The sequence below is a fragment of the Flavobacterium flavipallidum genome (genome assembly GCF_038289905.1).
GTDB classification, from domain to species: domain Bacteria; phylum Bacteroidota; class Bacteroidia; order Flavobacteriales; family Flavobacteriaceae; genus Flavobacterium; species Flavobacterium flavipallidum.
The window spans coordinates 144,479-160,154 of the sequence record NZ_JBBYHU010000004.1; the positions used below are offsets into that span (position 1 = coordinate 144,479).

The 15,676-nt window shown below is 34.4% G+C and carries 13 protein-coding genes; all 13 read left to right on the forward strand.

From position 1 onward, the window contains the following. The first annotated feature begins 3 nt into the window (after positions 1 to 3). The 13 genes from AAEO59_RS03740 to AAEO59_RS03800 all read left to right on the forward strand — a co-directional run bounded on the left by AAEO59_RS03740 (position 4) and on the right by AAEO59_RS03800 (position 15,675). Positions 4 to 858: a hypothetical protein gene (locus AAEO59_RS03740; protein ID WP_341699398.1), complete on the forward strand. Its 855-nt coding sequence runs from the start codon at positions 4 to 6 to the stop codon at positions 856 to 858. A gap of 10 nt (positions 859 to 868) precedes the next feature. After that, on the forward strand, positions 869 to 2,026 hold the full coding sequence (locus AAEO59_RS03745; protein ID WP_341699399.1) for a cytidylyltransferase domain-containing protein: 1,158 nt from the start codon (positions 869 to 871) through the stop codon (positions 2,024 to 2,026). Positions 2,027 to 2,238: 212 nt separating this feature from the next. Beyond that, complete coding sequence (locus AAEO59_RS03750) at positions 2,239 to 2,379, forward strand: PDDEXK family nuclease (protein WP_341699400.1); 141 nt, start codon at positions 2,239 to 2,241, stop codon at positions 2,377 to 2,379. Positions 2,380 to 2,567: 188 nt separating this feature from the next. Next, entirely contained in the window at positions 2,568 to 3,443 is an 876-nt protein-coding gene (locus AAEO59_RS03755; protein WP_341699401.1) for an N-acetylneuraminate synthase family protein, read from the forward strand. Positions 3,444 to 4,756: 1,313 nt separating this feature from the next. After that, positions 4,757 to 5,089: a GIY-YIG nuclease family protein gene (locus AAEO59_RS03760; RefSeq protein WP_341699402.1), complete on the forward strand. Its 333-nt coding sequence runs from the start codon at positions 4,757 to 4,759 to the stop codon at positions 5,087 to 5,089. Positions 5,090 to 5,655: 566 nt separating this feature from the next. Then, positions 5,656 to 7,056: a CDP-glycerol glycerophosphotransferase family protein gene (locus AAEO59_RS03765; protein ID WP_341699403.1), complete on the forward strand. Its 1,401-nt coding sequence runs from the start codon at positions 5,656 to 5,658 to the stop codon at positions 7,054 to 7,056. A gap of 317 nt (positions 7,057 to 7,373) precedes the next feature. Then, entirely contained in the window at positions 7,374 to 8,807 is a 1,434-nt protein-coding gene (locus AAEO59_RS03770; RefSeq protein WP_341699404.1) for an MBOAT family O-acyltransferase, read from the forward strand. Between the two features lie 295 nt (positions 8,808 to 9,102). Further along, complete coding sequence (locus AAEO59_RS03775; protein WP_341699405.1) at positions 9,103 to 9,486, forward strand: endonuclease domain-containing protein; 384 nt, start codon at positions 9,103 to 9,105, stop codon at positions 9,484 to 9,486. Between the two features lie 591 nt (positions 9,487 to 10,077). Beyond that, on the forward strand, positions 10,078 to 10,977 hold the full coding sequence (locus AAEO59_RS03780) for a hypothetical protein (RefSeq protein WP_341699406.1): 900 nt from the start codon (positions 10,078 to 10,080) through the stop codon (positions 10,975 to 10,977). Between the two features lie 467 nt (positions 10,978 to 11,444). Then, complete coding sequence (locus AAEO59_RS03785; protein ID WP_341699407.1) at positions 11,445 to 12,590, forward strand: glycosyltransferase family 4 protein; 1,146 nt, start codon at positions 11,445 to 11,447, stop codon at positions 12,588 to 12,590. After that, complete coding sequence (locus tag AAEO59_RS03790; RefSeq protein ID WP_341699408.1) at positions 12,591 to 14,132, forward strand: glycosyltransferase family 2 protein; 1,542 nt, start codon at positions 12,591 to 12,593, stop codon at positions 14,130 to 14,132. It begins immediately after the preceding gene. Further along, positions 14,129 to 15,121 carry a glycosyltransferase family 2 protein gene (locus AAEO59_RS03795; protein WP_341699409.1) on the forward strand — a complete coding sequence of 331 codons (993 nt, stop codon included), beginning with the start codon at positions 14,129 to 14,131 and terminating at the stop codon, positions 15,119 to 15,121. The genes AAEO59_RS03790 and AAEO59_RS03795 overlap by 4 nt, the downstream gene beginning before the upstream one ends. Further along, positions 15,121 to 15,675 carry a serine O-acetyltransferase gene (locus tag AAEO59_RS03800; protein ID WP_341699410.1) on the forward strand — a complete coding sequence of 185 codons (555 nt, stop codon included), beginning with the start codon at positions 15,121 to 15,123 and terminating at the stop codon, positions 15,673 to 15,675. Before AAEO59_RS03795 ends, AAEO59_RS03800 begins: the two co-directional genes overlap by 1 nt. Position 15,676 lies beyond the last annotated feature (1 nt).

Sequence of the window (15,676 nt, forward strand, 5' to 3'; positions counted from 1 at the left end):
TAAATGAAAGTTTGTAATAATTATAGAAAAGTTGCTAATAGGGTTACAATTATAAATTACTCTAATGAATTTTATACCCAAGCTCAAAAAAAAAATACTCAATCAGCTTTAAGAATTGGTAAAGTAAAAAAGGTTATATCATATAATCAAAATGATATAGATGAATTATTTTATTTAAAAAACAAACATATACTTGAACAAAAAAGAGGAGGCGGATATTGGATATGGAAACCATATATAATAAGAGATGCTTTGTTGAATATGCAAGATGGAGAATATTTATTTTATTGTGACTCTGGAAGTGTTTTTGTAAATTCTATTGATTCATTGATAGGTTGTTTTGATATGGATTTTGATATTATGCCTTTTGAATTACAACATATTGAAAGTAAATGGACTAAAAGAGATTGTTTTAAATTACTAGGGTGTGATGGAGCTGATTTCTTTCAAACAAATCAAATTCAGGCCACATTTAGTTTGTGGAGAAAAAGTGAGTTTTCATTAAAATTTGTTGAAGAATGGTTGAAATTTGCTCAAGACGATAGAATAGTAACAGATATAGAAAACCAGTTAGGGTTTCCTAATTATGAAGGGTTTGTAGAGCATAGACATGATCAATCAATTTTTAGTTTACTTATAAAGAAATACAAGGTCAAAGTTCACAGAGATCCATCACAATATGGGAACAAATACCTAGATTTTTATCCTCATTCAAATTACCCACAATTGTTTTTTTCAACAAGACAAAGGAATCTTACAATTTATTTAAGAATGAAAAAAACATTGGAAAAAAATATTTTGTTTCGAATGATGTATTCCTTTGTAAGGAAAAAAAGAAATAGATTTGTCAAATCTTGAAATGATTTTTATGAAAAAAACAGCCATAATTCCGCTTCGTAAAGATTCCAAAGGAATACTGGGAAAAAATAAAAAAAAGATGTTGGGGCGTCCGTTATTTTCATGGGTGCTTACCGAGGCTGTTTTTTCCCATTTAGATGAAGTCTATGTGTTTACCGATGATATTGAAATTATTGACTATATCAACAAAGAATACCATTGGACAACTAAAGTGAAGGCATTATTGCGTTCGGCTGAAAATGCTACCGATACGGCTTCAACCGAAAGTGCGATGGTAGAATTTGCAGCGCAAATCAACTATGATTTTGATGTGCTGTGTTTGTTGCAGGCTACTTCACCATTGACCACAGCATCCGACATTAATGCTGTTTTAGCTAAAATTGAAAACGAAAAATACGATTCGGCTTTAACGGTTGTCAATACCCATCGTTTTAGCTGGAATGCAGATGGAACACCTCAAAATTATGATGTTTTTAATCGTCCAAGACGACAGGATTTTGAAGGTTTATTAATAGAAAACGGAGCGGTATATGCAACCACTAAAGCAGCTTTTGTAAATTCTAAAAATCGGGTTAGTGCTAAGATAGGATTAGTTCAGATGCCTGAAAATACTTTGGTCGAAATCGATTCGATGACCGATTGGAAAATAGCAGAAGAATTGCTGGCAAGTCGCCTTAAAAAGTCGAAAAAACACCAACGTATTGGTTATCTTGTTTTGGATGTGGATGGCGTGTTTACCAATGGACAGGTTTTTTTTTCCGCTGAAGGCGAGTTGGCTAAAGCCTTTGATATGCGTGATGGCATGGGCTTAGAAATCCTTCGCCAGCATCAAGTAGAAGTGGTGGTCATTACTTCTGAAAATTCGCCTTTAGTTGCCCAACGCATGAAAAAATTACAGATAGAACATACCTTTTTAGGAGTAAAAGACAAATATGCTTTCTTGCAACATTTTACCCAAACTAGAAATATTTCTTTTGGTGCCTTAGCCTACATAGGAGATGATGTCAATGACTGGGCGAATATTTGTGCTGTGGGCTGGTCTTTTACTCCCGCTAATGCCACCGAAATCATAAAACAGCATGCCGATTGTGTTCTCACAAAACCCTCCGCCGAAGGAGCCATCAGAGAAGCCTGTGAGTGGATTATGAAATACAATGAACGGTATTGATTTACTATAGAAGTTCTCATTTAGCACAATCGGATTCCCCTCTGGAGAGGGGTTAGGGGTGTGCCAGAATAGTTTGTTTAAAGAAAAGAGTTCATTTTATAATAAAACATAATAATTTGCACAATCGGATTCCCCTCTTGGAGAGGGGCTAGGGGTGTGTAAATTTTAGATGTAAATTGTTAATCTACAAGTTATGGCTAAAAGAAAAGAAGATGAATGAGTTTGGAATTACTATTTTGAGATTTAGTGATAATGAGGTTTTAAAAGATATGGAGAATGTAATTCGGGCAATTGAGTTTTATATTGAAGAATTTGAAAAACACACCCCCAGCCCCGCTCCAGAGGGGAGTTAGTCCCCGTATTACAATAACGGTATAGTTTAAAAATCATACTTATTTATTAATGATTATCTATTAAAACAAAAATAGGTAATTTGCACAATCAGATTCCCCTCTTGAAATCGAAGATTCAACGATTCCAAATAAAAATAGTAACTAGAGTTAGAGGGGCTAGGGCTGTGTAAAACAACAAACAACAAAAAATGAACGACTATAAAAAACCTTATGTGATTGCCGAAATAGGTTGTAACCACAAAGGAGAAATCGAAATAGCAAAAGAGCTCATCAAAATTGCAAAAATATTTTGCAATGCCGATGCTGTTAAATTCCAAAAAAGGAATAACAAAGAATTACTAACCGAAGCACAGTACAATGCCCCACATCCTAATAGTTCGAATGCTTATGGTGAGACCTATGGAGCTCATAGAGAATTTTTGGAGTTTGATGTGGAGCAACACGCCGAATTAAAAAACTATTGTGAATCTATTGGGATTACCTATTCCACTTCAGTTTGGGATTTGACCTCAGCCAAGGAAATTGCTTCTTTACACCCCGAATTTATTAAAATTCCATCGGCATGTAATAATAATTTTGAAATGCTTCAATGGCTTTGTGAAAATTATCGGGGAGAGATTCATATTTCAACCGGTATGACTACAAAGGACGAAACAGCTGAAGTGGTTAATTTCTTTATTCAAAATAAACGCAATCAGGATTTGGTGTTGTACAACTGTACCTCAGGTTATCCAGTGCCATTTGAAGATGTTTGTTTGCTGGATATTAATTTGCTGATAGCGAATTATGGCGATAAAGTAAAACACATTGGCTTTTCGGGACATCATCTCGGTATTGCGGTTGATGTTGCCGCCTATACTTTAGGAGCTAATATTATTGAAAGACATTATACACTTGACCGTACCTGGAAAGGGACAGATCATGCGGCTTCTTTGGAACCAATGGGTTTGAGAAAATTAAGTCGCGATTTGAATGCGGTTTATTCAGCATTGACATTTAAGAGCGCTGATGTTTTGCCAATTGAGGCTGTACAAAGGGAGAAATTGAAGTATAGGAAAGGCTGAATCTTGTAATTATTTAATTGAAATCCATTTTGTCACCTCTGGAGCAGTTTAGAGTGATGTTAAGTTTTTTTATCATAAAAGGTCTCGACTGCGCTCGACCTGACATAGTGATTGAAGTTGAATTCTGTCACCTCGAACACAATGGAGAGTGATGTTAAGTTTTTTTATCATAAAAGGTCTCGACTGTGCTCAACCTGACATAGTGATTGAAGTTGAATTCTGTCACCTCTGGCGCAAAGGAGAGTGATGTTAAGTTTTTTATCATAAAGGGTCTCGACTGCGCTCGACCTGACATAGTGATTAAAGTTGAATTCTGTCACCTCTGGCGCAAAGGAGAGTGATGTTAAGTTTTTTATCATAAAGGGTCTCGACTGCGCTCGACCTGACATAGTGATTGAAGTTGATTTCTGTCACCTCTGGCGCAAAGGAGAGTGATGTTAAGTTTTTTTTATCATAAAAGGTCTCGACTGCGCTCGATCTGACATAGTGATTGAAGTTGATTTCTGTCACCTCGAGCACAAAGGAGAGTGATGTTAAGTTTTTGTATCATAAAAGGTCTCGACTGCGCTCGACCTGACATAATGTTTTGGTTGATTTTTGTCACCTCGAGCACAATGGAGAGTGATGTTAAGTTTTTTTATCATAAAAGGTCTCGACTGCGCTCGACCTGACATAGTGATTGAAGTTGAATTCTGTCACCTCGAGCACAATGGAGAGTGATGTTAAGTTTTTTTATCATTAAGGGTCTCGACTGCGCTTGACCTGACATAGTGATTGAAGTTGAATTCTGTCACCTCTGGCGCAAAGGAGAGTGATGTTAAGTTTTTTTATCATAAAGGGTCTCGACTGCACTCGACCTGACATAGTGATTGAAGTTGATTTCTGTCACCTCTGGCGCAAAGGAGAGTGATGTTAAGTTTTTGTATCATAAAGGGTCTCGACTGCGCTCGACCTGACATAGTGATTGAAGTTGATTTCTGTCACCTCTGGCGCAAAGGAGAGTGATGTTAAGTTTTTTTATCATAAAAGGTCTCTACTGCGCTCGACCTGATATAATGTTTTGGTTGATTTTTGTCACCTCGAGCACAATGGAGAGTGATTTTAAGTTTTTTTATCATAAAAGGTCTCGACTGCGCTCGACCTGACATAGTGATTGAAGTTGAATTCTGTCACCTCGAGCACAATGGAGAGTGATGTTAAGTTTTTTATCATAAAGGGTCTCGACTGCGCTCGACCTGACATAATGTTTTGGTTGATTTTTGTCACCTCGAGCGCAGTCGAGAGGCTTTTTTAAAAGTAAAAATGTGTTTTACATGAAATTCTATTATGTTTATATTTTAAAATGCGCTGATGATTCTTTGTATGTTGGAATTACTTCTGATATTGAAAGAAGAGTTTTGGAACATAATGGAGGGAAATATCCAGAAGCATATACTCATAGTAGAAGGCCTGTAGAATTAGTTTTTTGTCAGGATTTTACGGATCCAAATCAGGCAATTGAATTTGAAAAGAAAATAAAAAAATGGAGTAGAGCAAAGAAACAAGCACTTATTGATGAAAAATATGATGAACTGCAAAGTTTAGCAGAGTGTAGAAATGCAACTCATTATAAGTATAACTTGAAAAATGAAGAAGAAAAAGAATGAAATAAGGTCTCGACTGCGCTCGACCTGACATAGTGATTGAAGTTGAATTCTGTCACCTCGAGCACAATGGAGAGTGATGTTAAGTTTTTTTATCATAAAAGGTCTCGACTGCACTCGACCTGACATAATGTTTTGGTTGAATTTGTCACCTCTGGAGAAGTTTAGAGTGATTTTAAGTTTTTTTATCATAAAAGGTCTCGACTGCGCTCGACCTGACATAGTGATTGAAGTTGAATTCTGTCACCTCTGGCGCAAAGGAGAGTGATGTTAAGTTTTTTTATCATAAAAGGTCTCGACTGCACTCGACCTGACATAGTGATTGAAGTTGATTTCTGTCACCTCGAGCACAATGGAGAGTGATGTTAAGTTTTTTTATCATAAAAGGTCTCGACTTCGCTCGACCTGACATAGTGATTGAAGTTGATTTCTGTCACCTCTGGCGCAAAGGAGAGTGATGTTAAGTTTTTTTATCATAAAGGGTCTCGACTGCACTCGACCTGACAGTTCGAATAGTGTTAAATAGATAAAAAAATACTAGGTTTGTAGTCCTAAAAGTAATCCAATCAATGAACAAAAAAATACTTGTATTTTTTCCTGACGGAGTAGGGCTACGCAATTTTGCTTTTACCCAATTTAAGGAACTGGGGGAGCAGCGGGGCAATCAAATTATATACTGGAATAATACTGCGTTTCCATTGCAGGATGCATTGGGTTATGAGGAAGTAAAAATTGAAACGCATAAGTTACATCCTCTAACTTCCTATTATTGTCGTATTCGAAAACACATTGAACTGAATGTAGCCACTAAAAAGTTTCAGGATAATGTCTACCAAACGTATAAGTTTCCTTTTAATTATAATGGGCTAAAAAATACCTTGATGACTTTGTTTATCAGGTTGCTTATCGGGTTGAATTCTTCTGAAAAAGGAATTCTTCGCATTCGCAAAAGAATTAATAGTCTGGAGCGTGCTACCGAAAAATACCAGTACTGTAAAAATCAATTAGAGCAAATTAAACCGTATTTGGTGTTTTGTACTACCCAACGAGCAACCCAATCCATAAGTGCTTTATTAGCAGCTCAGGATTTAGGAATTCCAACTTTAACATTTGTATATTCCTGGGATAATGTGCCTAAAGCGATGCAGTTGGTTGAAACCGATTATTATTGTGTGTGGAGTGATTTAATGCAAAAGGAAATGCTGCAATACTATCCTTTTATTAAAGAAAACCAATTGTTTGTTACCGGAACACCGCAGTTTGAACCGCATTATGATACATCCCTATTAGAAAGCAGAGCAACATTTTTTGAACAATACCATTTGGATGTAGATAAAAAATACATCTGTTTTTCCGGTGATGATGAAACGACTTCGCCTTTAGACCAATATTATTTGGAAGATTTAGCCAATGCGGTTCGAAGCCTGAATAGTAAAGGCCATCAATTGGGTATTATTTACCGTAAATGTCCGGTAGATACCACTTCCAGATATGACGAAGTTTTAAATGCTAATAAAGATATTATTGCGGTAATAGACCCGCTATGGCAGGCAAGTGGAAAGAACTGGAATGAAGTTTTCCCCACCAAAGCCGATTTGAAATTATTACATAATGTTTGTGCGCATTCTGAATTGGTGACCAATGTTTGTTCTTCAACCGTTTTTGATTTTGTGGCACATAATAAGCCTTGTATTTATTACAATTATGAACAACCCCAATTAAAAAAAGGAATTCGTGATATTGGTCAGAATTATAAATATGTGCATTTTAGATCTATGCCAAGTCAGGATGCTGTTATTTTTTGTACAGCTAAAAATCAATTGGTCGATCAAATAGAAGCGATACTTAAAGGCGAATTATCCAATGTTTCCGAAGGTAAAAAATGGTATCAAGTCGTAGCCGGTGAAACACCTACTCAGGCTTCTGAGAAAATTTGGGATGCTATAGATAGGATTGTAGATGAAAGATAATTCAATTTAATTTTTGTGTTTGTATTTATTGAAATTGGTCTTAAGATAGTTATTTGTCCTTTGCTTCCGCAGTCGAGTGTCAAATGTTTGAAGAATGCGTAAAAAGAAAAGCTGTTTGAGCGTAGCGAGTTCTTTTCTTTTAGCATTCAAAAACAAATTTGACCGACGAGGGAGTATAAGACTTGATTTTTTTGTTTCTTTTTTGATCAAGCAAAAAAGAAAATTTGAAAAAGAGTTTAATGTTCGTTTTATATGCTTTTTTTAGATAATGTCTTTGTTAAATTTGCAGCACATAACTCCTAATTCTTAACCGAAAAATGTTCTTCAACTCCCTAACTTTTGCCATATTCCTACCAATAGTTTTTGTGCTCTACTGGTTTGTATTCAATAAAAACAAAACCACACAAAACAGTCTCTTGATTATTGCCAGTTATTATTTTTATTCCTGTTGGGATTGGCGTTTTCTTTTTCTGCTGGTTTTCTCTACTTTTTTAGATTATTATACCGGAATTCGTATTGAAAAAAGCCAAAAAGAAAGTGGTCGCAAATTTTGGTTTTGGCTGAGTATCGGAGTCAATTTAGGCTTTTTGGGACTTTTTAAATACTATAATTTTTTTGCAGCTTCTTTTGCTGAATTGTTGAATGGAGTGGGTTTGAAAACATCTCCATTCTTACTGGATGTAGTTTTGCCTGTTGGAATTTCATTTTATACCTTTCACGGTTTGTCGTATGTAATTGATATTTATTACAAAAGAATCAAAGCCGAATACAATTTTGTCGATTATTCCCTTTTTGTGAGCTATTTTCCGCTTTTGGTGGCAGGGCCAATTGAAAGAGCCACGCATTTGTTGCCGGAAATTAAGGAAAAAAGAAGTTTTGATTTTGAACAGGCTAAGGCCGGAATCTACCAATTTATTTGGGGATTAGTCAAGAAGGTCGTCATCGCCGATACTTGTGCGACCTATGCCAATGCGATTTTTGATCATTACCCTTCTATGAATTCTTTGTCGCTTATTTTGGGGGCTGTTTATTTTGCTTTCCAAATTTACGGTGACTTTTCAGGCTATTCGGATATGGCTTTAGGAATGTCGAAATTGTTTGGCTTAGAGTTGTTGCGAAATTTTAATTATCCTTATTTTTCAAGAGATATCGCCGAGTTTTGGCGCCGTTGGCATATTTCGCTTTCTTCCTGGTTTCGGGATTATTTGTACATCCCTCTAGGTGGAAGTAAGGGCGGACTCTGGATGAAAATCAGAAATACCTTTATCATCTTTTTGGTGAGTGGTTTTTGGCATGGAGCCAATTGGACTTATGTGATTTGGGGCTTTATCAATGCCCTATACTTTTTGCCTTTACTTTTAAGAAAATCCAATCGCAATAATATTGATACGGTGGTTTTGGATAGAAGTTGGGAATCAGTAAAAGTAGTTCTCAATATCCTGCTGACATTTGCTTTGAGTTGTTTGGCCTGGGTATTTTTCAGAGCCAGTACTATTAGTGATGCTTTTTACTATTTGCAAAAAATGTTTATTAATGGTGAATTTGTTTCGCAATATTTAGCCAATGAACGTTACAATTATGAATTGGTACTCATGATTTTGGCTTTTGTAATGGTCGAATGGAACAATCGCATTAAAGAAGAACCGATTTCAGGAAAATACCAAACGGTAAAACTTGCGCTTTGTTTAGCGTCAATTATCGCCTTAGGAACTTATTCTGATTATAAAGAATTTATTTATTTTCAGTTTTAAATTTTCGTTTACCCCGCCCTAAAGGGAGCGAAAATTTAGGAAAATGTGATTTAGATTTTCGTTTTACCCCAGCCCTAAAGGGAGCCGAAAATTTATAACGTTCCAATTTCTTTTTCCCCTTTAGGGCTGGGGAAGGAAAAAGAAATATTAGGAACAAAGAAAAGACATGATTAACCCAAATTTTCGTTTACCCCAGCCCTAAAGGGGACGAAAATTTATAACGTTCTAATTTCTTTTCCCCTTTAGGGGTAGGGGTAGAAAAAGAAATTGTTACATAATTATAAAACATAATTATATGGACAAAAACAAAAATCAATCTGATAATATGTGGAAAGGAGCATCTCCACAAATTTTTTCAAATGCTAAAAAGTTAAGAGAGAATCAAACGGAAGCAGAAGAAAAACTATGGTTGGCTGTTAAAGATAATCAGATAGCAGGATATAAATTTAGAAGGCAGCATCCGATTAGTATTTATGTCGCTGATTTCTATTGTCATGCGCTTCAGTTAGTAATCGAAATAGACGGAAAATATCATTTGGATGAGGAACAACAAATATTGGATCAAAAAAGAACAGCAGATATCGAATTTCAAGGATTAAAAGTAATTCGATTTACTAATGAAGAGATACTATTAAATTTACCAGATGTTGTTGAAAAAATTAAAACCTATTTAAAATAAAAACGTCTTATTTCTTTTTCCCACCCTTTAGGGCTGGGGAAGGAAAAAGAAATATTCGGGATAAAGAAAGAAAAAAAGTAAAGAATATAAATTTTCGTTTACCCCGCCCCTAAAGGGAGCCGAAAATTTATAACTTTCTAATTTCTTTTTCCCCTTTAGGGCTGGGGAAGGAAAAAGAAATATTCGGGATAAAGAAAGTAAAAAAGTAAAGAATGTAAATTTTCGTTTTACCCCGCCCCTAAAGGGAGCCGAAAATTTATAACTTTCTAATTTCTTTTTCCCCCTTTAGGGGTAGGGGTAGAAAAAGAAATATTCGGGATAAAGAAAGAAAAAAAGTAAAGAATATAAATTTTCGTTTTACCCCAGCCCTAAAGGGAGCCGAAAATTTATAACGTTCTAATTTCTTTTTCCCACCCTTTAGGGCTGGGGAAGGAAAAAGAAATATTAGGAACAAAGAAAAGACATGATTAACCCAAATTTTCGTTTACCCCGCCCTAAAGGGAGCCGAAAATTTATAACTTTCTAATTTCTTTTTCCCCTTTAGGGCTTAGGGAAAGGAAAAAGAAATCTAGGTTATAACAATAAAAACTAATGAAACAATTTATATATTTTACTATAAAAAGCTTTTTCATCGTCATCTTATTAGCGGTGGTATTAGACTATGCTTATACTACAGTTTATTTACAGACAAACAAGCGAAATAAAATAGAAGCTGTTTACAATTCCAAAGCCAGAAATTATGATGTCGTAATTTTAGGCTCTTCCCGTGCCAACAATCATTTTGTTTCCGAAATGTTCGAAAAAAAAGGTCTGAAAACCTTTAATTATGGTATGAGTGGCGGACATTTATTTGAAGCTGATTTATTGCTAAAATTAATGATGGAACGCCATTACAAAATCAAAACCGTCATTCTGGAAGCCGATTTGAATTTGTCGAATGAACATAAAGCTGAAGGTATAGCAGCAGGATTTTTGCCTTATATTCACAATTCGGAAATCATTAAAGAGCATTTTGAAAATGAAGTCAATTTTAAGGAGTTATATTATATCCCATTTTATCGTTATGTGAAATATGAAACAAAAATAGGTTTTAGAGAAATGTTTTTTAGCTTTATGAATAAAAAATCAAAATTATTAGATCATGGAGGATATTATGCTTTGGGAAATAAAAAAGGAAATATGAAAAATGATATTCGTTCCTTAAAACCGTTACAAAATAAATATTACGAAGATATAAAGGCGATTTGCTTAGCCAATAATATTCAATTTATCCCAGTAATGACACCTATGTGTGAAAATACGAAAGGGATTGATTATTTTGAAAAAGTAAAACAAGCCTATCCTGAAATTCATAATTATGAAAATGTGGTAAAAGAAGATCAATATTTTTCATCTTGCGGACATATGAATGATACAGGAGCGAGAATATTCACAGCCAGAATCATTCAGGATTTTTTTTCTAAGCAATCTGATACAACTGCCCCATTTTAAAATACTACAAACTCAATTACCACGAAATTTATTCCCCTCTTTAAGAGGGGCTAGGGGTGTGTAAAAACGGGAAGGGAATCGCAAAATTCTTAATTGCCACCAAATGCAACCCAAACCTCATACTGTCATCCTGAGCTTGTCGAAGGATACAAGCCACAACTAAAAACAGCTTATAGCTGTGCAAAAAATAGAAAGCATATCCTATTCTGATAACTGACAACCATTATAATTAACCCGTTGGGTGAAATTATTAAAAACGTCAGTTCGAGTGTTTTTTGTGTAGTGAAACGAAACAAAAAATGTATCGAGAACCGTTTTTAATAAAATTTTTCTTGTTCTCGATACGATTTTCTACCGAAAATCACTCGAACTGACGAAAAATCACCATCAAAAACTAATTTCACCTAACGGGTTATAATTATTAAATTAGAACTAAGTTTCCTATTATTGCAGAAAGAATCCGTCATATGCAAATTGCTTTTCTAACTCCGGAATATCCTCATGCTGAAACAGCACATTCAGGAGGTATAGGTACAAGTATAAAAAACTTGGCTAAAGGACTTTTGTTAGAAGGTTGTCAAGTTCGGGTTTTAGTTTATGGGCAAAAAAAAGATGGCATTTTTGAAGATAATGGTGTTTTAATTCATCAAATTAAGAACGTTAAGCTTAAAGGCTTGTCATGGTTTTTAACCCGGAAAAAAATTGAAAATCTAATTGAGAAACTCTATGATTCAAAAGAAATAGATTTGGTAGAAGCTCCGGATTGGACAGGAATTACCTCTTTTATTCAGCCAAAAAAGTGTCCGCTTGTAATTCGCTTGAATGGCTCGGATACTTATTTTTGTAATTTAGATCAGAGACCAGTAAAATGGAAAAATAAATTCCATGAAAAAAAAGCGCTTCAAAAGGCAAATGCTTTGATTTCAGTCAGTCAATATACGGCCGACAAAACCAATGAAGTTTTTGGATTAAAAAATGACTATACTATTATACCCAATTCCATTGATGTTGCCGCTTTTGTAAAAGATCCAATGATTCAGCCTTCATCTGATACCATTCTATATTTTGGGAGTTTGATTAGAAAAAAAGGCTTACTGGAATTACCGTTGATTTTTAACGAAGTGATAGAAAATAACCCGGAAGCTAAATTAATTGTAATTGGCAAAGATGTATCAGATATTGTTTCAGGTTCAAAATCTACTTGGAAAATGATGCAATCTTTATTTTCAGAAAAAGCACAGTTAAATGTGAGTTATTTGGGAAGTGTTCCTTATAATGAAATACAAAAGTATATTAATGAAGCAACAGTTTGTGTATTTCCTTCTTTTGCAGAAGCTTTACCGGTTTCCTGGATAGAAGCAATGGCAATGCAAAAAGCGATTGTAGCTTCTAATATTGGTTGGGCAACAGATATTATAGATGATGAAATAAATGGTTTTTTAGTTCATCCTAAAAATCATGTAGAATTTGCATCCAAAATTAATATCTTGCTTTCCAATAGTCAAAAACGAGATGAATTTGGAATTGCTGCCCGGGAAAAAGTGATTCGAAAATTTAGTATTGAAGTAGTGGCTCAACAAAGTTTGGCTTTTTATCAATCTCTAATGAAGTAAATGTTGATTTTTATTTATCACAATAATGCTAAAATTGTACATGTTGAAAACCAAATAGGGGTTTCTTTGGATTATAATGGTAAAGTTACAATTGCGGAAGGGATTTCGTTGTTAGCTCAAAAACACAAAGAAGATAAGATTGTTTGGTGTCACTTAAATTGTAAAGCTTTTTTAAATAAGGCCGAGTTAGAAACTATTTGTCATCATGATAAATTAATGCTTTCCTATTGCCCGGCTGATTTTAATTATATCAATAGGGGGATAGGTTATGTCGATGAATCGCTATTTGTAAATGTTAACAAAAAAGTGAGTTACCCTACTTGGCAAATGAGCGGTTCCGTTGGGATAATTCATGCTTCTGTTTTAGTAAATATAGGAGATAAAATTCCATTTGATTTGGATTTTGATTATTATCTGAATTCGTTGGCTAAATTAGCAATGCCTTTAGGGCTTTTGTGTTATTCAGAACCAAAACTTTTAAAAGGAACTAAGATTGAGCCAGTTTGTAAAACTTCAAATTTTATTCTTTTTAGATTTGTCAAACAACATTATAAAAAACGTTGGGTATTTTTGTTGTTGCTAAATTTAATTATTTATGAGAGACAATTAGCCCTGCTTCCTTTTTTATGGTCTTTTGGGTTTAAAAAAAGAAATCCGGATTTTTGTTTGGAAGCCATAAAAGTGGAGTCTTCTAAAAAAGTAGTTTCAAATAAAACAGTTGATGTAATTATACCCACTATTGGTAGGAAACCCTATTTGTATGATGTTCTAAAAGATTTAGCAAGACAGACATTATTACCTGAAAAAGTAATTATAGTTGAGCAAAATCCTATTCCTGAAAGTGTTTCTGAATTAGATTACTTAGAAACTGAGTTTTGGCCTTTTAAAATTGAACGTGTATTTACTCATCAGGCGGGAGCTTGTCATGCACGAAATTTGGCTTTGACAAAAGTAACTAGCGAATGGGTCTTTTTGGCAGATGATGATATCCGTTTTGAAAATATTTTTTTTGAAAAAGCATTTACAAATATTGATAAGTTTGCGATTACGGCAATATCTATGAATTGTTTGCAAAAAAATGAAGAAAACATCTTAAGTTTGGTTTTTCAATGGTCGAGTTTTGGTTCAGGCTGCAGCATTGTAGCCAAAAGAGTTTTGAAATTATGCCATTTTAATTTGAGTTTAGAATTTGGCTATGGAGAGGATGTCGATTTTGGGATGCAACTAAGAAATTTAGGTCAGGATGTTTTGTTCTTACCTGAACCTAAAATTTTACATTTAAAAGCACCTGTAGGTGGATTTAGGACTAAAGCTGTTTTGAAATGGCAAAACGATTTGATACCGCCCAAACCATCACCTACAGTAATGTTGAGTCATATTTTACATAAAACAAAAGAACAAAACCTTGGATACAAAACCATTTTGTTTTTGAAATACTATAAACATCAAAAAATTAAGAATCCTATACGTTATCTTTTGTATTTTAGAAAACAATGGAAACAGAGTGTTTTTTGGGCGACTCAATTAAATAGCGAATCATGAAATTTTCATTAATTATATGTACTTACATGCGTCCGGAACCTTTGTTACGTTTGTTGCAATCGGTTCAGGAACAAAGCTTATATCCGGATGAAATTGTAATCATTGATGGTTCTTTAAATCAGGAAACAGAGGCTCTTTTAAAAAGGAATCCATTTCAAAACCTGAGTTATTTTTTAGTTTCAGAAGAAAACAGAGGTTTGACCAAGCAACGTAATTTTGGAATTTCCAAAGTGGCTGATGCTTCTGAAATTGTTTGTTTTTTGGATGATGATACGGTTTTAGAACCGGATTATTTTGAGCAATTAATTAAAACCTATACTGTTTATCCAAAAGCTTTAGGTGTGGGAGGTTATATCGATAACGAAATTCAATGGGAGTTTGTCGGGGATAGTTATCAGGCAAAAACACAGGATTTTTATTTTGACGGATGGCGAAGAAAGGAAAGTTCCCGATTTGTTTTAAGAAAAAAAATAGGTTTGGGTAGTGATTGCGCTCCTGGAGTGTCACCATTGTTTTCACATGGACGTAGTGTGGGTTTTCTACCACCAAGTAATAAAATATACGAAGTTGAAATGTTTATGGGAGGAGTTTCGTCTTTTCGAAAAAACATTTTTGATGACAATCAATTTTCAACTTATTTTGAAGGTTATGGTTTGTATGAAGACGCCGATTTTTGTTTGCGATTAGCTAAAAAGGGAAAATTATATTTAAATACAGCAGCACAACTAAATCATTATCATGAACCATCAGGAAGACCAAATCACTACCGTTACGGTAAAATGGTTGTTAGAAATGGCTGGTATGTTTGGAGGGTGAAAAATTCTAATCCATTAGTTGAGGATATGTTTAAGTGGCATGCTATTACATTGTTATTGATGGTTATTCGATTTTCAAATAGTTTTACCACAAAAAATAAAAAAGCGGCTTTCACGGAATCTTTAGGGCGTTTTGTGGGCTGGATCAGTTTGATAATTAATATTCCGAAATAATGATGAATTTATTTCAATTGATATATTCAGATTATACAAAGTATAAGAAGTATGGAGGAAATTTTATTTCTATACTTTTTTTTACTCAGGGTTTTTGGGCTGTATTTCAGTATCGTATTGCTCATTTTGTTTCCCTATTGAAATTCCCTGTTGTGAAAGATATACTTGGTGTTTTATGTTTAATTTGGCAAAAATGTATTGAGATATTAACAGGAATTTGCATTCCAGCTTCGGCAAAAATTGGGCATTCTTTTTATATTGGTCATTTCGGAGGTATTATAATTAATGCAAATGTTGTAATAGGGAATAATTGTAATATTTCACAGGGGGTTACAATTGGTGTCTCGGGTTTAAATGAGAATAGAGGAGTGCCTACAATTGGTAATAATGTGTATTTAGGTGCTAATTGTGTTGTTGCAGGGAATATTAGTGTAGGAAGTAATGTCGTTGTAAGTGCCTGCTCATTAGTTACCAGAGATGTAGAGCCAAATAGTGTTGTATCAGGAGTACCCGCTGTAAAAATTTCCTCCAAAGGTTCCAAAGGTTACATTTAGA

Bases quoted from the DNA above. Each gene is read 5' to 3' on its own strand.
- AAEO59_RS03760 (WP_341699402.1), top strand. From the start codon at position 4,757: ATGAAATTCTATTATGTTTATATTTTAAAATGCGCTGATGATTCTTTG.
- AAEO59_RS03790 (WP_341699408.1), top strand. From the start codon at position 12,591: ATGTTGATTTTTATTTATCACAATAATGCTAAAATTGTACATGTTGAA.
- AAEO59_RS03765 (WP_341699403.1), top strand. From the start codon at position 5,656: ATGAACAAAAAAATACTTGTATTTTTTCCTGACGGAGTAGGGCTACGC.
- AAEO59_RS03770 (WP_341699404.1), top strand. From the start codon at position 7,374: ATGTTCTTCAACTCCCTAACTTTTGCCATATTCCTACCAATAGTTTTT.
- AAEO59_RS03785 (WP_341699407.1), top strand. From the start codon at position 11,445: ATGCAAATTGCTTTTCTAACTCCGGAATATCCTCATGCTGAAACAGCA.
- AAEO59_RS03795 (WP_341699409.1), top strand. From the start codon at position 14,129: ATGAAATTTTCATTAATTATATGTACTTACATGCGTCCGGAACCTTTG.
- AAEO59_RS03800 (WP_341699410.1), top strand. From the start codon at position 15,121: ATGATGAATTTATTTCAATTGATATATTCAGATTATACAAAGTATAAG.
- AAEO59_RS03740 (WP_341699398.1), top strand. From the start codon at position 4: ATGAAAGTTTGTAATAATTATAGAAAAGTTGCTAATAGGGTTACAATT.
- AAEO59_RS03775 (WP_341699405.1), top strand. From the start codon at position 9,103: ATGGACAAAAACAAAAATCAATCTGATAATATGTGGAAAGGAGCATCT.
- AAEO59_RS03750 (WP_341699400.1), top strand. From the start codon at position 2,239: ATGAATGAGTTTGGAATTACTATTTTGAGATTTAGTGATAATGAGGTT.
- AAEO59_RS03780 (WP_341699406.1), top strand. From the start codon at position 10,078: ATGAAACAATTTATATATTTTACTATAAAAAGCTTTTTCATCGTCATC.
- AAEO59_RS03745 (WP_341699399.1), top strand. From the start codon at position 869: ATGAAAAAAACAGCCATAATTCCGCTTCGTAAAGATTCCAAAGGAATA.
- AAEO59_RS03755 (WP_341699401.1), top strand. From the start codon at position 2,568: ATGAACGACTATAAAAAACCTTATGTGATTGCCGAAATAGGTTGTAAC.